The organism is Paenibacillus agilis, from assembly GCF_007786455.1.
Classification (GTDB): Bacteria; Bacillota; Bacilli; order Paenibacillales; family Paenibacillaceae; genus Paenibacillus_B; species Paenibacillus_B agilis.
This window is the reverse complement of the sequence record NZ_VNJK01000001.1, coordinates 1,160,720-1,179,471: the sequence shown is the minus strand read 5'-3', so window position 1 is coordinate 1,179,471 and position 18,752 is coordinate 1,160,720. Positions and strand designations below refer to the sequence as shown.

Genomic DNA, 18,752 nt, shown 5'->3' with positions numbered 1-18,752 from the left:
TCCTCATTATGCACACTAGGATATCAATTCAAATGTTAAAGACTTCATACGCGTTTCTAGTTCTTCGCTTAACGTTAATCCATCGCATTCCATAGCACTCATAACAGCTCCTGCTACTGGATCAGCCGTCAATCTAACACAGCTTGCATTCGGCGCATGTTCAGCTACGACTCGCTCAATTGCATCTGTCAAAAATGCGCCGCTTCCTTTATTTAAAACACTTCCGATATATACGATATCGAACTTGTCTTCGGACATATTCAATCTACGAATGAGCGCCACAACAGCATTGCCTAGCTCTTCTCCTTCGGTTGTCAAAATATCAATTGCAATCTGATCACCTACTTGAGCTGCCTCAAACAAAGTCTTCGCCAAATCAAGTGGTATGGAGCGTTTCCCATCTAATACTTCATTAAACAATTGCTCCGCACTGCTCATATTCATATGTCGGAGTACCATATCTGTAAGCGCCGTTTTAGGTCCACGACCATCCCACGCACGCATTACCGAACGGAATGCTAGCATAGCTAAGCTTGATCCCGCTCCATATCCATCTCCATACTTGTAGCCAAATCCGCCATATTGCAGTTCGTCTCCTGCACGATTACGGGCAGCGCTGTTGAATCCCGTTCCACAAATGATGACTGCGCCATGCGCTTGATTCGTACCTGCACGCATGCCAATCATCGTATCGCAAGTAATATGATGTCGAGGGAAGCCCAAGCCTGCTATCATCGGACGCAAAATTTCATAATCCACTTCACGATCCGCTCCAGCCAAACCAAAGTAAGCGTAATTTACTTGCTCATGCGTAACTCCCGCTTCCTGCAAAGCTCCTTCACATGCTTGACGAATATTACTTTCTGCCACTTGGCGGTTGACCTGATGATTACCGTTGCCTGCATGCCCCTTGCCGAGCACTTGGCCGTTATGATCGGTGATGACGGCATGTGTCTTGCTTCCGCCTGCGTCTACACCCAAGTAAATGCCCATCGTTCTCTCTCCTGTCACACCTAGAGTTAGTAATGATTCGCTCCATATCTATCCTAACGATACACCTTTACGATCTGGCAAACTACTACTATACCGTTAATGACTGATACTATCTTACTGTCTCCACAAGATTGGAAACGCCTTCATAGTGTTGTCTAACATCACTTGGCGATGTTCCAATATGCTGCTTAAACAATCGATTGAAGTTAGATAAGTTACGAAAGCCGCATCGTTCAGCAATATCAATAACTTTCAGCTCCGTCGATTCTAGCAAATGAACAGCTTGGGTCAATCTCAGCTGAATCAAATAATCCATGGGTGACGTGCCAACCGTTTGTTGGAATAATGCGCTAAAGCGTGACGGGCTTAAATGAACGAGATCCGCCAATTCCCCAAGCGTCCATGGATAAGCCATATTCATTTCCATCGTATGAATAACTTCCTTTATTGCATTCATTCCTCGGTGCTTCACCGGTGCAAGCGGAACTTCAGACAATGCTAAATGACGATTGGCAAGTGCGAGAAACTGCAGCAAATAGGCGCGGGCGAGGGTCAAAGCGGATGGTCGTTCATGATTGATTTCATCCATTATCGCTCTAAAAAGATGGATTAAATCTGTCGACACCCGCTGCTCACCCGCAACAAGTGGAGAGAACGACACTCCTATTTCACGAAACGGACGCAAGATATCTGGGTCATATTTAAGATCAACTGCTAATAAAGAAGGTTCGAATAAAATAACATCCATCACGAGCTGTTCCTGTTCGAATGCCCGATGAACATCATTGCCATTTATCATAATCAAATCGCCTTGCCTAAAAGGCACCTTAATACCATTAATCAAGTAATACCCGGATCCTTGACGGATGTAATTCATCTCCATGGCTACATGCCAATGAAGCCGCTGGAATCCAGGGCTTACTCCTTCTGTTGTCGTTGCCATTAGCGGGAATGAAGGGTTATTGAATTGGATTTTATCACGTTCTATCATATGGGGTCTTACCATCCAACAGCCGCTCCTTTCAAGCGCATCCTATGTCACGATTTCGATATAAATACGACTTATCCTCTTTTTATATGCTAACTTTCTTTCACAATAATCAAAAGCCCAGTTAGTAACAGATGATAACGAAACTATTTATACCGTAAATCCAGATGGGAAGCAATCCATATCTCGGATCTTTTGTATTAATTCTTACTAAAAAATGAAGTAGCAATTCGCTGCTCATTCACACTTATACTCCCGTGAGCGACAACTAGCAGCGGCTTGTTCGAAGACTGGAGGCGAAAAAAGCCCCCAAACCACTATTCAGGGACTACCCTGTTTGTAGACAGGAGAAGGTCCCATTCCAGCGGAAATGGAGGCTTTTTTTATGATTCCATAATGAGATTAGTTAGAAAATACCGCGCCTATATTAGTTAATATAGGCTGCAAACAGCTCATAGTCTGTACCTTTATACTTCGTTGCACCGAACTCGAAGTACACATAAGTGCTGCTGAACGCAGTCCAGCCTTTAGGGAAGTACTTAAAGGAGAACGATTGACTGTACTCGTTCTTATCGCTAATATGATAATCTTCAACTTGATCCAACGTAACTGCCTTCATTGCTTTTGCATACTCTGCTATTTTTTCTTTGGAATTCGCAGCGATAACTTCGTCTACTTTCTTTTTGAACTTATCTTTGTAATGCTGATGTCCATCGCGAATTGGAGAGTTAGGGTATTTATCAGCTGTAATTTTTGTAATATATTCATCGTACTTTTTCGTGCTGCCCGTCTCGAGCGCTTCACCGTACAATTTAATAAGCGTTACTGCCTGCTCACGCATTTTTTTCGTTGTCTCTTCTTTATCGCCAAGCTTAATGATACCATTTGCTTGCGGAACTTCTACTGGCTTATCAGGCTTTTCAGTTGGCTTTGTAGAAGTACCTCCTGTAGAACCTTTACCTGTATTAATCGTAATCGTTTGCGTAGCACCATTCCACTTCACTTCTGCATCAACTGCTTCTGCAACCGCACGTGCAGGCAGATAAGTTGTCCCTTTGTAAACAACCGGCGCCAATTTGCTGCCGTTGTCACTCTTAGGTGTCCACTCGTTCCCATCTACTTTAAATTGAACCTTATGATTCAGGAATGCCGAAATTTTTTCCATGCCATTTGAAGCAACAACAGCTACTGCACCGGACATAAGACTTACAGAAACCATAGTTGCGATAAAAATAGACTTCTTCATTTTGACCATTTTCATGTGCTGATTAACCCCTTTTATGCAAGTTTAAAATAGTACATAATTTCTAGTATTTTCATATGTAATATTTATATATTGCGATAGATACCGATAAATTACAAGTCTTTTCCTTATATTCCACTTATTTTTGATCCTTTCAGACTATTTGAAAACCGGATCATTTCTATCAGAAGGAACAAAAAACAAGGGGCTAAAGAAATATCTTCGCCCCTGTTCGTAATTTTCGGTTCGGATTGTACATTTCAATATAGAGGTTAACCTTTTCAGCCAATAAAATGTACTAGTTATCGCACTTAAAGTTCTTGCAGCATTTGCACAAAGTCATCTTCAGATATAACGCTAAAGCCATGCTTCTTCAACAAAGCAGCGGTAATACCGTTCCCCGCTATTTTCTCGCCTATAAACTTGCCATTATAAATCATTGAACTGCCGCAGGACGGACTGTTCTCCTTCAAGACTACAAGCGTAGCTTCAAGTTGTTGAGCCAACTCCAGCGTTCGCATAGCCCCTTCCATATAGGCAGCAGTCACATCTACTCCTGAACGATCCTTAATGAAGGCAGCACCGTTCAATACATCATAGCCATCACCCTCAACAATTTCGGCTGGCTCTCTTGGCGTTGGCAATCCTCCCATAAGCTCGGGACATACCGTTATTGCTTGTTTATTATCGACTAGCTGCTTTAACTTATCATGCAAACAATGGGTACCATTATATCTGACTTCCAAACCAGCAAGACAAGAACTCACCATAATCATATTGGATACCTCTTTCACCTATTCGATACGCCGTGTTGTTGTTCCAAGACGATATGGGTCCTCATCATCGTATAGACAAGCTGCGGCATGACATTATCTACATATTAGACGATCTACGCTTAAATCCTTCCAGGAACAGTGAAATTACGTTCATCGTTTCTTCCATAGATTGTTCGGAGTCGGATTGCTGCGCATTCCAGAGCGAGATTTCATTTAATGCCCCTGATAGAAAATGAGTAATCGCATCAATCGACACAGGATGTAGATAACCATGTTCTTTCATCGATTGAAGCTGCTCACGCAGCAGACGCATCGAATGCTTCTCATCGAGCATGCGCCACTCTTCCCACCCTAACACAGATGGGCCATCTATAAGCATAATTTGTTTGCGTCGAGGCTCTACCGCAGCAATAACAAATGCACGACATCCAAAATGAAGCTGTTCCCACATGTCTTCACTCCTAGAAGCTGCTTGCTCTAAAAACTCGGCAACTTCCTGCTGAACCGATTCTAGTACAACACGGAACAATCCTTTTTTATTTCCAAAATGATGGTAGAGCGCCCCGCGTGTTAACTGTGCATCCTGAACGATCGATTCCAATGATGTATCCGCATATCCATGCTCCGTAAAATGGGCTCTACCCACTTCAATCAACTGACGAATCGTTTCATCTGTATCTGCTTTGTTTCTCTTCATTTCCTTATCTATAACTCCATTCGATCTATTTTGTAATCTCCGTATACATCCATACTCTATTTAATTTTCTTTATGTTCCTTGCTTTCATCCCAAACGGTTTCATTGTACTGACTCAAAAACTCTTCTGAAGGAGGGATGATTGTAATGACATCAATTAATACCCCGTTAGGGTCTGCCGTGATGAAATGTCTCTGTCCGAACGCCTCATCCTTTATATCCGAGTGAAGAGGAAGCTTCGCAGTTTGAATCAGTCGCTCATACTCTGCATCGACATCTTCCACTTCAAAGTTCAGAATCAAACCCTGCACTTTATGCTGAAAGGCAGCAGGTATCGTTGCATGAGTAGGGTCCATAATTGCGAGCTCATATGACATATCGCCATTAGACAATCGTAAGCTTACATACCAGTCCGATTCAAAAACGACCTCGAATCCAAAGTAATCTTTGTAAAAGGCAGCACTTGCGGCAACTTGTTCTGATAAAACGACAGGATAAAAGCTGGATATTTTCATATGAGTAATCTCCTCTAAAATTTGGTATGGATTCAATTTAACATACATACCGAATGTATGTAAACTATGTATTTATATGAATAGGTTTAGCGTAATCTATACATTATATTAAAATGAACGTATTATTTTTGTTCATTTATAGCGAACTTATTTTTATATTTGACAACATTATATTTGTAAGTTATAGTTATTTCATTACTAAAAGTAAGTGAATTGACAGCATATTAATTAATGTCCTAATCCATTTATAAATGCTACTAAACACTCAATATATGAAATGTACACAAGGAGGCAATCATTATGAATTTCCATCAGGAACCGAATACTTTTGTAGGCCAAGTCAATCTAAAGGTACAAAGCTTAGAGCGCTCTCTCGCCTTCTATCAAGAAGTCATCGGGTTTAAAGTGCTGAAGCAATCTAGCACAAGCGCGGAATTGACTGCTGATGGCAAAACGACTTTGTTAACCATCGAGCAGCCCGAGCAAGTTGTATCGAAGCAACCAAGAACAACTGGCCTATATCATTTCGCTCTATTGCTACCAGATCGTTCCGATCTAGCTAATATCGTACGTCACTTTGTAGAACTTGATATTCAAATTGGAGCGGCTGATCATCTTGTAAGTGAAGCCCTGTACTTATCTGATCCAGACGGAAATGGAATCGAAATCTATACCGATCGTAATCCTGGAGTTTGGGACTGGAATAATGGTATCGTCGCAATGACAACCGATCCACTGGATTTCCCAGAACTTATGACGAATGAAACTGGAAAATGGAGTGGCCTTCCAGCTGGAACCATTATGGGGCATATTCATCTTCATGTTGCGGATTTAGCTAAAGCAGAGCAATTTTATACAAAAGGCCTTGGATTTGAAGTGGTAAACCGCTTCGGCCCTCAGGCGCTATTTATTTCGACAGGTAAATACCATCACCATATTGGATTGAATACATGGGCTGGAGTTGGTGCTCCTACCCCGCCTGCAAACAGTACAGGCTTGGAATCCTATGCAATCGTATTCCCGACTGAGGCTGAAAGACAACGTATTATTGCTCAGTTGAAAGAGATCGGTGAAGCTGTCCAAGAAGAGAAGGGTCATTTTGTAACGATGGATCCGTCAGGCAACCGAATTCAATTGCAAGTGTAATCCGTTCGCAATGTCGACGGTAAATTTAATATCATTGGAACCTAACACCCTGCCTTCCCCTTTGGCAGGGTGTATTTGCATGCTCACAACTTTCCTCCAATTTAGCATTGAGCCTATAAATCAATTATTTAAACATAAACTCAATGTTTTCATTATGGAGGCCTCAACATGACGACCAACAAACAAGAACACTCTATCGCTCTAATGCCTGACTGGCTGCAAAAAGTCATTCCTTTTCTAAGTGTATTACTTGGAGGGACTGCACTCTGGTATACTTGATATATGTACATCGATAATATGAATGCACTAGATTTTCCTTGGTACGGCTGGATACGGGTTGCATGCATTAGGATGCTTGGGATACTCTGTATTACAGCAACCATGCTGTTTCTACTAGGCAAACCGTCTGGATGGAATATGTTAAAACTCGGGTTGTCCATCATTCCATTTATGCTCTTGTCAGTATTCATGGATCCAAGTAATTTAGTGATTCCCATTATCGTCTTAGCTTTATTATTGCTCGGGAAATTAAATCAGACAAAATCCAAATAATTGCGACAATTGAGGCGATGTTAGATGAACCAAGATAGTAAACCCGAAGGAAAGCAATCATTTATTGCAGCTGCAAGACGTGAACAAATTATTGAGGCTGCTGTCCAGACCCTTGATGATATCGGATATGTAAATGCCAGCTTAGCTAAAATTGCGAAACGGGCGGGAATTAGTACGGCGCTTATCTCCTACCACTTTTCCGATAAGAACGATCTGATGAATCATCTGATTATTAAGCTTGTAGAGCGATACACTTCTTATATTTTAGAAAGGGTTAATCAGAGACACACATCTGAAGAGAAGTTGGAAGCTTATATCGCTTCCAGTCTAGCTTATCAGGTCACGCATCCTGCTCATCAAAACGCACTGATCGAAATTTTTTTCAATGCGCGAACGCCTGAGCAAGTTCCGTATTACAAATTAGGCGCTGAGGAAGATGAATTGATGAGTACGCTGCGGGATATTTTGCGAGAAGGTCAGCAGCAAGGGGTATTTGGAACCTTTCATATATCCGTAATGGCGAATGTCGTTCAAGGTTCGATTGCTGAGTACATGCTGAGCCCTTCAACGAAGAGTGTAGATTTGGAGACTTATAGCAGTGAACTTATTAGCATCGTTCAACAAGCCACAAAGAAACAGTAAACAAGAAACTGGTGTACTTGGTCATTACGAAATCGTTATGCAGAACATGTACAATACGAATGATAATATTCGCTAAAACAAAAAGAGACAGCGATGGTGAACCACTCACCTCGGCTGTCTCGCTTTATTTTGTTCTAATGAACGATGCCGATCTTTTCGTCCATTTGAATTAATACTTCTGATTCGGGGAAAGTCGGGATACGTTCTCGCATCCAATCAAGGCGCTGCAGGAACTGCTTCGTACGTTCCTTAGTCGGAGCATCAAATACCTGATCCGGTGAGCCTTCTTCAATAACGACTCCTTGATCAAGGAAAACAACATGATCAGCAATAAGGCGAGCAAATTGCATTTCATGTGTAACAATGACCATCGTCATCCCTTCCTGCTTGAGATCATCCATCACATTAAGCACTTCCCCCACAATCTCAGGGTCAAGCGCAGAAGTAGGTTCATCGAACAGCAATACATTAGGTTCCAATGCCAATGCTCTCGCAATACCGACGCGCTGCTGTTGACCTCCAGATAGCTGGAATGGAAAAGAATCTGCCTTATCCGCCAATCCTACTTTCTTCAACAAACGAAGAGCTGCAGTCCGAGCTTCAGCCTTCGTTTGGCGTCTAACGGTAACGAGCCCTTCCATTACATTTTGCACCGCAGTCATATGCGGAAATAAATGATGGGCTTGAAACACCATTCCCGTATGCAGCCGTATTTTCATTATATCAGCCTGTTTGAGCGAATCGCCTTCCTTGAACTGAAGCGAATCATTTGCTATGCGCAAATAACCGCTCGTCGGCTGCTCAAGCAAATTCAAGCAGCGCAGTAACGTCGACTTCCCTGATCCAGAGGGCCCGATAATAACGACTGTTTCTCCCTTGTTAACATGCAGATCAATATGTTTTAATATGGGGACATTTCCGAAGCTCTTGTTTACGTTTTTTAACTCAATCATAACGTTGCCCCCTTATCGAACGGTATAGCGTTCAAAGTATCTCTCCACTCTTGCTTGCAGCGCAGACAAGATTGTACTAAAGAACAAGTAAATTAAAGCTACTTCGCAATAAATAAGCATGTGCTCATAGGTTACAGCTGCAATTTGCTGAGCACGCTGGAACATCTCCGTAACCGTAATCGTTGCAGCTAGGGATGTATCTTTGACTAAACTAATAAAAGAATTCGATAATGGCGGTACCGATACTCGGGCTGCCTGCGGCAGGATGATACGCCGTAAAATTTGGCTGCGTGTCATACCAAGAGATTCTGCTGCTTCCCACTGTCCTTTCGGAATCGACTGAATCGCAGCTCGCATCACTTCTGCATTGTATGCGCCAACACTAAGCGAGAACCCAATAATAGCAGCTGGAAACGCACCAATGGTAATTCCTAAGCTAGGAAGTCCATAGAAAATAATAAACAGCTGAACGAGCAATGGTGTTCCACGTATAATCCATACATAGAACCGTGCAAGCCATACCAATGGCTTAATGGATGACAAGCGTGCTAGTGCGGTTAATAATGCTAATACAAGACCAATTGCAAAAGAGATCAGCGTAAGCGGAACTGCGAACAGCAATCCCGCTTTCAATAACGGCCATAGTGAGTCCAAGAATATATCCAAATATTTATTATCCACGAGCGATCACCCAATTATTTTGAAATGTCAGCATTAAAGTATTTCTGAGAAATAGCTAAATACGTACCGTCAGCCTTCATATCTGCGAGTGCTTTGTTAATTGCGTCCACCAGTTCTTGTTCACCTTTTGAAATCAAGACGCCGCTGCTGGAAGCATTCGGATGCTCATCAACAACTTTCACTTTCGCATCAGGACGATGCTTTTTAAAATCTAAGAAGGACAAGCCATCATTAATCGTTACATCGATGCGCTTGGAAACTAGCAATTCAATCGCCTGATTGAAGCCATCTGTTTGCACAATTTCTGCACCGTTTTCCTTAGCAATCTCGGTCAAGTTGGATGTCAAGGATTGACCAGCCTTCTTGCCCTTTATATCTGCAAATGATTTCACATCAGCTGTTTCTTCGTGTACAATAAGCACGGCTTTGGAAACACTGTACGGGTCAGAGAAATCATACTTCTTCTTACGATCATCGTTAATGGACACTTGGTTTACAACAATGTCAAACCGCTTACTATCCAAGCCTGCGAACATGCCATCCCATTTTGCCTCGTGAAACTCTGGAGTAACACCTAAACGTTTTGCTAACTCTTCAGCAAGCTCTACGTCAAAGCCTGTAAGCTTGCCACTAGCATCATGAAACGTAAATGGAGGATACGTTCCTTCTGTACCGATACGAATCTTGCCACTTGCCTTAATTTGCGCAAGCAAATGGTTCGCTTCTGATGTTCCTTGACCAGCCCCCGACTTGGTGCTGTCACTTTGACTGCCGCATGCTGCAAGTACCATTGTGACAAATGCAATGAACAATATAGTTAGCGTCTTTTTCTTCATATCGTACAGCCCCCTAAAAAAATGTAATATCACCATTTGCAAGCCATAATTCGCTACAAGTTGACTCCGTTTATTCGATGATTGTTCCGATAATATCATGCATTTCGATTCTGTACAATATATTTTTCATATAATTCCGATGAATTAACTTTGATATATTTGTTGTGAACACCAATCTATAACCCTTCATACAATGAAATTGGTCATTTAACTAGTTCATTCCATGTGGAGGTTAAATAATGTTACATTTTCATACAGAGCGGCAGACAATACCTCATCCCATTCTTTTGGAGGCAAGACAGATTGCTCCGAATCAAATTTTATTGACCTATGATAAGCGAACTGATTTGCAGTCAACTACCAATGTTTCTAATTATTGGATCAGAAGTAATATGGGCCCTGTTGGCATTGCAAGCGTTGGAATGAAGGATGCTCTAACAGCAGAAAATGCAGTACGCCCAGATATGGCAATGATCACCCCTGCTGACAATTCCATGATGAAATATTTCATGACTTTTAGTACTAATGCTGTATCTGGTGTGACATACACTGTACTCCCTTGTTTTGTTAACTTGGAAGGCATGACTGGATATAGAGGAGAGAACTGGGCTCCTTTCAGTAGAAATATGTTTATTGGGATCTAATATGATGCTTGTACTTTATGACTTACCGAAACCGCCGATTTATTCTATGGGCGGTTTTATTGTTTATTAATAATTAAACTACCCATAGTGATAATTGTAGTCTGTTTGCCTGCATACATAGTCCAGTATCACTTTTGGAGGCACGCTTGTTACGAAGCACTTGACCTTCATCATTTTTAACAATGCCACCTACTGCAACAATATGTGTAGGCATATTCATTTTCCCACACCCGCATAACAATTATTCACCTTAACATCCTTTACAAGTCCTGTAATACTTTAGGATCAAATGATCAAGTTTTTACTTTGTCCTACTTCTTACGCCGCTATTTTTCTTTATAGATAGCATCCTTCGTCTCTTTCGTGATCGCGAACCATCGTAAAACTTGATTGTGATGATCAATAATTTGTTGTGCCGTCAGCTCCGAAGACCCCCAAGTGCTGTGGGCATCTGTCAATAAAGTAGACTTATAGCCTAAACTAAACGCTCTTCTACAAGTTGTATCTACACACACATCACTTTGTATGCCTGTAAGCAAAAGATGCTCGATATTTCGTTTCTGGAGTTCTTGGTGCAATTCGGTTTGATGAAAGGAATCTGGAGTTGTCTTCTCAATTACAATATCTGATGCAGTAGGGGTAATATGAGGATGTATCAGCCAAGCTGGGGAGCCTTTTTCAAGTTCTCTTCCAGCTGGCTCCGTATGTTGAATGTAGAAAATCGGTATTTCATGACTGCGAGCATAGTCACTCAACTGCCCAATGTTGGCTAATAACTGTTCTCCATTGAATACAGGATTGTCTTCCACGAACATACCTTGCTGGACATCAATGATGAGTAGCGCTGTGTTGTTCATAACATCTTCCTCCTAAATTTTCTAATCGCATACTTTTCTAAATTGTAGAACACCCGTTTGCTTTAATCAATTAGGATTAACCTGAAGAGAACATAGAATTTCGTACTTACTCTACGATGCATGGTTTCATTGATTATGCCTCTCTTAGGGATTTCGAGCATCTTCCAACTCAGACTCGTTTATGATCGACATAAATTGCAGTACAAGCTCTCCATTTCCATAACCAGAACCATTTACAGAGTGTTCCGTAAAGGTCTCCTTACCTTGGCGATCATAACTATTCCAGCCGATGCGTGTTTGAGAAGAAGCAGACATCCAACCAAACAAATCCGACGATTGCCCGCTTCCGCTAATTCGGACCTCTTCTTCCATCATACGTATCCAATCGCTTGGCAATGGAATAGCGCCATATAGCCGTTCTTCTATAGGTATCGAAATCGCCATCTGAGCGCGAGGCGTGTATCGTTGCGAGTACTCAGAACTTTGGTAATACCTATCACGGATGAGATGAACCTTCATCATGCCTACCTCATCTCGCGGATCCAGATGATATACGATAAATTGCGAAGAGAGATTTCCATCCAACTTCCAAATATAAGGCGTGCCCTTTTCTTGAATCGCCCCTATTTTCCACTGATAACGATCCCATTTCCAGAAGCTTTGTCCATAACTTCCTCCCTTTGAAATGTAAGGAACATATACGTGTCGATCGTCTAATGGAATTACATCTGCAATCTGTGAAGCTTCAATACCTATAAAATTGTCGTGAATCGCATCAAGCATAGTTTGGCGACTAGGTAGAGGACCGGGATGCAATGGCAACCATATGAACCATATGCAGCTAAAAATGAAAGCCAACAATCCTGCTCCTACTAATATCCACTGCTTCTTACTAATTTGCATCGTTGACCTTCCTTTCAAGAAGCGTCTCGCCCACCCGATAGTACAACTGCTGGTTAGGAGTCGTAAGCAATAATCCCTTTCCATCGTTTTCGATATGAACCGTGGAAGACAAGCCGCTTCCCCGGCTAGCCTTTACACCAACAAGTAAATACGGAAATCGCTCACGTTGGTAGTATTCTTCTGTCTCCACTGTCGACTGACGATGCCACTCGATGACCTGCATCTCTGCAGCAGTTAGTTGTTCTAATTGCTCTTGAAGTCGTTTCTTATTGAACTCAGCTGGCTGTGCAGAAGGATGAATAGCAATTAGGTCGGCATCATCTAGGTTGGAAATGAAGGTTGCAGGATTAGTTTTAGGGTACATTCCGTCATGAATAAAGCTTATAAGGATCGTAATAAAAAGGAACAAATAGTTGGCACAGAACCCTAGCCATGCATAAGGACGATATCTATCTTTTGAGCTTTGTGGCAAAACGATGAGTAAAAACCATACTCCTAGTGGAAGTATTGCAAGTTTGAGTGATTCTTGATTAAACGTAAAGCTAAATGAGAACGAGAACATTCCAATGTAAATAATTAGGGCAATGACCCATATCTTTAGCGACTTATCTTGCTGTTTACGATACATATATATGGCTATGATTAGCAAGCTTAACCACCCTAGCGTAATACCTATAGATAGAACGATATTATATTGACTAAAGTCGTTTGTCTCAACTACCACTATCTCACCTCTTCGCTCATCTAAAATCAACCTATCATCGAAGTGTTCTTACTACCCAATCCGTTCATTTTTCTTATTCTACATTGTTTTCGCATATTCCTTGCTTTGTGAATAATCGGTCAATCAAGCCTGACATTCCCAAAATAAAAAGAACCCGCCGCATAGCACACATGTGACATCGTGTCTACGCTACGAGTTCTTCTTTGTTAACTTGCATTAGGTGACTATCATCTATCTCTAATCATTTAAGTTACATGTTAATTCACATGCTAACTTGAGGTATTACTTTCCTTCTACAGTTGCAGGCTCTGGAGCCATCTTCTTTGCAAGGAAAATAGCCACAATTACAGCTGTAATACCACCAACCAACTTACCGACGATCATCGGGAAGATCATTTCTTTCGCTACCCCAGCTGTGAAACCAAGGTGATCACCGAACACGAATGCTGCGGATACTGCAAAAGCAACGTTGATGACTTTACCACGAGCATCCATATCTTTCATCATACCGAACATCGGGATAACGTTAGCAAGTGTCGCAACCATACCAGCTGCTGCAACTTCGTTCATTCCAAGCAATTTACCCATTTTCATCAATGGCTTGTTGAACAGCTTCGTAATAACAAACACCATCGCGAAAGCACCTGCCAAAACGATTGCAATGTGACCAACAATTTCGATTCCTTCACTAATTGGAGCCATACCAGGAATAATCGTAACATCTGTAAGCTGATGAATAATAGCTACTGCAAGACCTAGTGTAGCTACAATTACGATAAATTGACCAAAGATAGTGAAGCCTTTAATCATCCCTTGCGGGAATTTCCACAAGCCAAGTGCGATAAGTACTGCGAAAATAATAATTGGTACTAAGTTTGATAAAATCATGCCGATCGAGAAGCCTGCAACCAATCCACCAACCAAGCATCCAAGTGGAATGGTAATAATACCAGCCAACACGCCAGTTGCAAGGAACTTGTGGTCATCTTTCTTAATGATACCTAGTGCAACTGGAATAATGAATACGATTGTCGGCCCTAACATCGCGCCTAAAATCGTACCTGCGAACAATCCTGCTTCAGGTGTGTTCGCTAGCTCCATCGCAAGTGAATATCCACCCATATCATTCGCTAACAGTGTAGTCGCGAACATAGCAGGGTCTGCGCCAAGCGCGCTATAAATCGGAACAACGATTGGGCTTAATACTTTTGCCAAGACCGGAGATAGAGAGATAATCCCTACCATCGCAAGGGTCAAAGACCCCATCGCCATAATTCCTTCATCGAATTGATGTCCCAATCCGAATTTGTTTCCAATGGCTTTATCAAGCGCACCGAGAACCATAAATAGTACCATGGCGTAGATAATAATTTCGTTGATTTCCACGAAGGTGATCCCCCATTCTTATGATGAGCGTTCTTACAATGATCTTTCTATAATGACCTCTTAGCGGAACTGCTGCTTGATTTCTTCGCTCGGAGAGCGCAGCACCGTCGTATGAATGATCCGCTTCTGGTCCATAGCGGAAATAAAGACGTTCATTCCTTGCTCCACGTCGCTGACACTTCCCGTAAATGCGGCGAGGAATTTGCCGCCAATCGCCATGCCGAGGTTCATTTTTTTCACAGAAATATCGCACTGCTTCAAAGCTTCATTTAGAGCAAAAATACCAGACGACACAGTAGACGTTTCTACGATACCAATTGCATCTACAGCAATAGAGGACTTGCGTCCCTTCAGTCCTTCGATGATGTCAGAATGAATGCCGTGCAGCACAAAGTCGCTAATACGATACTCGCCTGCTTCTACTTTGGCTGCTGCCATCGCAACTTCTACATCTGCTGTGTCACCGCTCATAATGATTAGAAACTTACCTGGACATATCGGCTTGAGATGATGAACCGCTACAGGCGAAGTTTTCAGCATCTGATCAGCTGTCTCATAGCCTTTGCTAATGCTTCGCAGCTCAACGACGCCTACTGCACTAGTCATGGGATACCTCGATAGAATCGACGATGCCCACGATCACTGCGTCCACAGGAACATCCGAATTCGATATCGAAGTTCGGGCAGCGCTTCCTGTTGTCACAAGTACCGTATCACCGATACCTGCACCCGCATTATCCGCAGCAACAATGCTGTCGCGCGGAGCCGCTCCATCTTCATGTGTTATGGGTTTCACTACTAAAAAAGTTAACCCATTGAGCTTGTTGTCTTTACGAGTAGCCCACAGGCTGCCTACCACTTTTCCCACGATCATCGGGTTCACCTCACCTTGCCGTTATCTTCTGTGTACTTGCATGTGCTGCATGCGCAAATAGTCTTGCGCCAGCGGTGTTATAATGCTGCTCTTGCTAATTACGATTTCATCGCGATGATGCGTTTGACGGAACTTCTTCACTACTGCTTCCGTGATTACTTTTGAAGTCAATACTTCGGATGTCATCGCTTCAGACAGTGCTGCAGTGCTGACTTGGGGAGTCGCACAAGATGAAGCCGTTTCCTCCGTGCGTGTACGCGTGAGTGAGCATCTCAACTGAGCATCGGATTGTTGCTGTGCCATTTGTAGCTGCTTCTCTTGCTGTTGCGAATCTTGATGATCCATATCTTCAGCAAGTGTCTCGACAGACGCTCCAGTACCTTGACCATGCTCTAGACAAACCGATAACAGTTCCGAAGTCTTTACTGTTCTGATTCCGTAATTGCTTAGCTGATGAGCAAAACCTTCGTACAGCTTGTACAAATGGATTGGAGCTGTTGCTTTATATTTGCGATAGAGCAATCCTTCTTCCAGCACGACAACTTGTCTGCCTTTGAGAAGCATCGTCAACACAAATCGTTCACGCGGCCCTGCACTAAGTCCATTCGCTAAGTTTGCAAGCAATTGAAGACATACTTTTGGAATAATGAGCAAATCACAATCTCGCATCGATGCTTCATAATAAGAAACCTCAACATGCGGATTCAGCAAGCTTTCAAGCTCTGGAAGCGATTCCATAGATAGAAGCACAGCTCGTTTTTTCGTAACCGTTGATTGGCCTTGTTTCATCTGCTCAAGTCTCCGCATAACTTCGTCCGTTACCGCCTGAATGAGTGCGGTCTTTTGGTGAGCTTCTAAATTCATTTTTTCACCCCCTATAATGATAGGTTGAACGAAAAAGATTACTACGCCGCGGGTACGAAGTAGAATCTCATCTTGTAAAAACGAAGTGGTCGCCTTTGTCGTCGAGCTCCCACTGTGAAAACATTCATAGAAAGAACTCGACGACAACAGCGATCGGAAGCAATGCCTGCTACTCCCACTTTGGCAAGCACAATGATGCGCTCGAACTTTTACTTGCTCTTCTTCAAAATTTGGCCCTTCGTACCTTTTACAAAGCCGCATGCATTCGCTTCGTCATAATCGATATGCATATACGTCTCAAAGTTAGGGCTAACACGAATGAGTACATCGTCGAAAATTAGTGGACGTTTGCCCATTACTTTCACCTGTACGATCTCACCATTTGTTACGTTAAATTTCGCTGCATCTTCTGCCTTTACGTGAATGTGGCGCTGTGCTGCGATAAGACCTTGATCAAGCTTGTGCAGATTGCTGCCAGCAGCAATAATAACACCAGGCGTTCCATCAATCTTGCCGCTCTCTCTTACAGGTACAGACACACCTAGCACGACGGAATCCGTAAGGGAAATTTCCACTTGGGACTGTTTACGCTCTGGTCCAAGTACGATAACATTGTGCAAGCTGCCTTTTGGTCCGATTAACGTAACACGCTCTTTACAAGCATATTGTCCTGGTTGGGAAAGATCACGTGCTTTCGTCAATTGATAGCCTTCACCGAACAAAGCATCGATTGCTTCACGATTCAAATGAACGTGTTTGCCAGATGCTTCTACTTCGAAGCAAGCTTCATCCTGTACGCGCTTGATAACTTCATTTACAATACTTTCAACTAGCTGATTATCCATCCTGCTCACCTCATCAGTTGTATGATCTTAGTTGTACTGTCCTACGCGGATGCGGAACATAATAATCCAGAACAACGAAGAGAGTCGATTCAGTGATAAAATAATATCTTCACGATCGGCTTCACCGTGTTCCTTCTTGAAGGCTTGATAAGCCAGCAGTTCCGTCTCCCTCGTCATTGTGCGCAACGCATTTATGACAACAACCGCTTCGCCCATATCAAAGCTGGGTTGAAAATGTTCCAATCCAAAATGCTTCTTGGGAAAATGAGACTGCTCCCGCAGTTCCTTAGGCGTCATCCCAAGCAAATGAAATTCTTCAATCGGTTCACTTAACACTTCACATCGAACGATGCGTCTTACAAATTGCAATACTTCTTCCAAATCCTCGACCAACTTGGCCATATTCAGCTTGTGGCAGCTGATTTGTGCTTCTAGTAGTTTCGTTTCTAGCGAATCTAGTTTGCCGCGGAACAAAATACGAGGATGATCTTTAAACACCAGCATATTTCCATACAAATGAGTCATATGCTCCGGCTTCGTTTCTAGAAAACCGCCGTATAACGTACGAAAACGCTTCTTCATCGCGTTTTGTGGCTCAGTATCCAAGTTTTTCGTAATTTGAAGCTTTACTTCCCGCTGTGGAGCGGAAGATGGTGCGGACGTATTAACTGGCTCTAATGCGTCTGTCGTTGATGACGTCGTGCTCAATGTCTCAGCTTCAGGAGCGGAAGCTTGTCCAGGTTGTACGTAACGAAGCTCAATCTGGTGATCCGTTAAGAAGCTCTTTGCCGAGGGTGTCAAAATCGTCCCCTTCACTACTTCATAAACGGCAACCTCTTTCAAGTTCTGGTTGCGAAAGTGCTTGCGCAATCCGCTTTCCGTTATGACAGCCATGTTCTCACATCCTTTACACGCGGCCATTTGAGCCGCTGCCTTTAGAGAAAATCGCTATAGGCAAGATGGGGGTGCAAGTATACACCGCACCCTCCAACCTAACCTTAAGGTATAAATCCATTTACTTTATTTCATGAGCCGTGAACTTGAATAAACTAGCATAATGCGTAATGCCTAAAGTGAGAGATCCTATGCTTCCAGTACGTAATTACTCAGTAATTTTTGTTTTTGGAAGAATTGCGTCAACTTCTGTGTGTGGTCTTGGAATTACGTGAACGGACAACAATTCACCTACACGCTCAGCTGCTGCTGCGCCTGCATCTGTAGCTGCTTTAACTGCACCTACGTCACCGCGTACCATTACTGTTACTAGACCTGCACCGATTTGCTCTTTACCGATAAGTGTTACGTTAGCTGCTTTTACCATTGCGTCTGCTGCTTCGATTGCGCCTACCAAACCTTTAGTTTCTACCATTCCTAGTGCGTTTGCGTTTGCCATTATAAATTCCTCCTAAGTTATATGTGAATTGAATGAATAAATAGATATATATAAACAGTTGCTTGCAAATAACGTCTCGGAAGCAGATCGTTTTCATTCGCTGTAGGTATTGAGTTTTTATAAAAACTATTGGGGAAAAACTCTTCTACAACGTCGAACCATGCCATTCTTTAAAAAGATTCTGCTTCCATACGCCTATACAAGCAATTTGCTTATAACAAGTCCAAAATAAGAAAACGAGT

At 42.5% G+C, this 18,752-nt stretch carries 23 protein-coding genes; 3 read left to right on the top strand and 20 right to left on the bottom strand.

The window, feature by feature from the left end:
• Nucleotides 1–15: 15 nt before the first annotated feature.
• From FPZ44_RS05145 to FPZ44_RS05120, 6 genes are all read right to left on the bottom strand, one after another.
• Nucleotides 16–993, bottom strand: a complete 978-nt coding sequence (locus tag FPZ44_RS05145) for an N-acetylglucosamine kinase (RefSeq protein WP_144988010.1) — start codon at nucleotides 991–993, stop codon at nucleotides 16–18.
• 109 nt (nucleotides 994–1,102) lie between these two features.
• Nucleotides 1,103–1,999, bottom strand: coding sequence for an AraC family transcriptional regulator (locus FPZ44_RS05140; protein ID WP_144988008.1), 897 nt, complete (start codon nucleotides 1,997–1,999; stop codon nucleotides 1,103–1,105).
• 409 nt (nucleotides 2,000–2,408) lie between these two features.
• Complete coding sequence (locus tag FPZ44_RS05135) at nucleotides 2,409–3,242, bottom strand: stalk domain-containing protein (RefSeq protein ID WP_144988006.1); 834 nt, start codon at nucleotides 3,240–3,242, stop codon at nucleotides 2,409–2,411.
• A 293-nt stretch (nucleotides 3,243–3,535) separates the two neighbouring features.
• On the bottom strand, nucleotides 3,536–4,000 hold the full coding sequence (locus FPZ44_RS05130) for a 2-thiouracil desulfurase family protein (protein WP_144988004.1): 465 nt from the start codon (nucleotides 3,998–4,000) through the stop codon (nucleotides 3,536–3,538).
• 97 nt (nucleotides 4,001–4,097) lie between these two features.
• Nucleotides 4,098–4,697 carry a TetR/AcrR family transcriptional regulator gene (locus FPZ44_RS05125; protein WP_144988002.1) on the bottom strand — a complete coding sequence of 200 codons (600 nt, stop codon included), beginning with the start codon at nucleotides 4,695–4,697 and terminating at the stop codon, nucleotides 4,098–4,100.
• 60 nt (nucleotides 4,698–4,757) lie between these two features.
• A complete protein-coding gene (locus FPZ44_RS05120) occupies nucleotides 4,758–5,210 on the bottom strand; it encodes a VOC family protein (protein ID WP_144988000.1) in 453 nt (150 codons plus the stop codon).
• Nucleotides 5,211–5,510: 300 nt separating this feature from the next.
• Between FPZ44_RS05120 and FPZ44_RS05115 the strand changes: the two genes are divergently transcribed.
• Nucleotides 5,511–6,356 carry a VOC family protein gene (locus tag FPZ44_RS05115; RefSeq protein WP_144987998.1) on the top strand — a complete coding sequence of 282 codons (846 nt, stop codon included), beginning with the start codon at nucleotides 5,511–5,513 and terminating at the stop codon, nucleotides 6,354–6,356.
• Between the two features lie 576 nt (nucleotides 6,357–6,932).
• A complete protein-coding gene (locus FPZ44_RS05110) occupies nucleotides 6,933–7,550 on the top strand; it encodes a TetR/AcrR family transcriptional regulator (RefSeq protein WP_144987996.1) in 618 nt (205 codons plus the stop codon).
• 134 nt (nucleotides 7,551–7,684) lie between these two features.
• Here FPZ44_RS05110 and FPZ44_RS05105 read toward each other — a convergent pair whose 3' ends face one another.
• Genes FPZ44_RS05105 through FPZ44_RS05095 form a run of 3 tightly spaced genes read right to left on the bottom strand, consistent with a single transcriptional unit; the run spans nucleotide 7,685 to nucleotide 10,020 of the window.
• Entirely contained in the window at nucleotides 7,685–8,503 is an 819-nt protein-coding gene (locus FPZ44_RS05105) for an amino acid ABC transporter ATP-binding protein (protein ID WP_144987995.1), read from the bottom strand.
• Nucleotides 8,504–8,515: 12 nt separating this feature from the next.
• Nucleotides 8,516–9,184, bottom strand: a complete 669-nt coding sequence (locus tag FPZ44_RS05100) for an amino acid ABC transporter permease (protein ID WP_144987993.1) — start codon at nucleotides 9,182–9,184, stop codon at nucleotides 8,516–8,518.
• 14 nt (nucleotides 9,185–9,198) lie between these two features.
• On the bottom strand, nucleotides 9,199–10,020 hold the full coding sequence (locus FPZ44_RS05095) for an amino acid ABC transporter substrate-binding protein (RefSeq protein WP_144987991.1): 822 nt from the start codon (nucleotides 10,018–10,020) through the stop codon (nucleotides 9,199–9,201).
• 239 nt (nucleotides 10,021–10,259) lie between these two features.
• Between FPZ44_RS05095 and FPZ44_RS05090 the strand changes: the two genes are divergently transcribed.
• On the top strand, nucleotides 10,260–10,664 hold the full coding sequence (locus tag FPZ44_RS05090) for a hypothetical protein (protein WP_144987989.1): 405 nt from the start codon (nucleotides 10,260–10,262) through the stop codon (nucleotides 10,662–10,664).
• Nucleotides 10,665–10,737: 73 nt separating this feature from the next.
• Here the strand turns inward: FPZ44_RS05090 and FPZ44_RS26360 are convergent, their stop codons facing one another.
• From FPZ44_RS26360 to pduA, 11 genes are all read right to left on the bottom strand, one after another.
• A complete protein-coding gene (locus FPZ44_RS26360; RefSeq protein ID WP_186785920.1) occupies nucleotides 10,738–10,884 on the bottom strand; it encodes a hypothetical protein in 147 nt (48 codons plus the stop codon).
• A gap of 106 nt (nucleotides 10,885–10,990) precedes the next feature.
• The gene (locus FPZ44_RS05085) at nucleotides 10,991–11,521 is read right to left on the bottom strand and encodes a cysteine hydrolase family protein (RefSeq protein ID WP_144987988.1); all 531 of its coding nucleotides are present in this window, start codon (nucleotides 11,519–11,521) and stop codon (nucleotides 10,991–10,993) included.
• Nucleotides 11,522–11,665: 144 nt separating this feature from the next.
• A complete protein-coding gene (locus FPZ44_RS05080; RefSeq protein ID WP_144987986.1) occupies nucleotides 11,666–12,424 on the bottom strand; it encodes a hypothetical protein in 759 nt (252 codons plus the stop codon).
• Complete coding sequence (locus FPZ44_RS05075; RefSeq protein ID WP_144987984.1) at nucleotides 12,414–13,148, bottom strand: hypothetical protein; 735 nt, start codon at nucleotides 13,146–13,148, stop codon at nucleotides 12,414–12,416. The genes FPZ44_RS05080 and FPZ44_RS05075 overlap by 11 nt, the downstream gene beginning before the upstream one ends.
• Nucleotides 13,149–13,430: 282 nt before the next feature.
• Complete coding sequence (eutH, locus tag FPZ44_RS05070; RefSeq protein WP_144987983.1) at nucleotides 13,431–14,534, bottom strand: ethanolamine utilization protein EutH; 1,104 nt, start codon at nucleotides 14,532–14,534, stop codon at nucleotides 13,431–13,433.
• Nucleotides 14,535–14,594: 60 nt separating this feature from the next.
• Entirely contained in the window at nucleotides 14,595–15,140 is a 546-nt protein-coding gene (locus FPZ44_RS05065; protein ID WP_144987981.1) for a BMC domain-containing protein, read from the bottom strand.
• A complete protein-coding gene (locus tag FPZ44_RS05060; protein ID WP_144987979.1) occupies nucleotides 15,133–15,408 on the bottom strand; it encodes a EutN/CcmL family microcompartment protein in 276 nt (91 codons plus the stop codon). The genes FPZ44_RS05065 and FPZ44_RS05060 overlap by 8 nt, the downstream gene beginning before the upstream one ends.
• Before the next feature lie 21 nt (nucleotides 15,409–15,429).
• Entirely contained in the window at nucleotides 15,430–16,272 is an 843-nt protein-coding gene (locus FPZ44_RS05055; protein ID WP_144987977.1) for an ethanolamine utilization protein, read from the bottom strand.
• 209 nt (nucleotides 16,273–16,481) lie between these two features.
• Nucleotides 16,482–17,117 carry an ethanolamine utilization phosphate acetyltransferase EutD gene (gene eutD, locus FPZ44_RS05050; protein ID WP_144987976.1) on the bottom strand — a complete coding sequence of 212 codons (636 nt, stop codon included), beginning with the start codon at nucleotides 17,115–17,117 and terminating at the stop codon, nucleotides 16,482–16,484.
• 27 nt (nucleotides 17,118–17,144) lie between these two features.
• Nucleotides 17,145–18,011, bottom strand: coding sequence for a cobalamin adenosyltransferase (locus tag FPZ44_RS05045; protein ID WP_144987974.1), 867 nt, complete (start codon nucleotides 18,009–18,011; stop codon nucleotides 17,145–17,147).
• A 208-nt stretch (nucleotides 18,012–18,219) separates the two neighbouring features.
• Nucleotides 18,220–18,510 carry a propanediol utilization microcompartment protein PduA gene (gene pduA / locus FPZ44_RS05040; RefSeq protein ID WP_028596399.1) on the bottom strand — a complete coding sequence of 97 codons (291 nt, stop codon included), beginning with the start codon at nucleotides 18,508–18,510 and terminating at the stop codon, nucleotides 18,220–18,222.
• Between the last annotated feature and the right edge of the window lie 242 nt (nucleotides 18,511–18,752).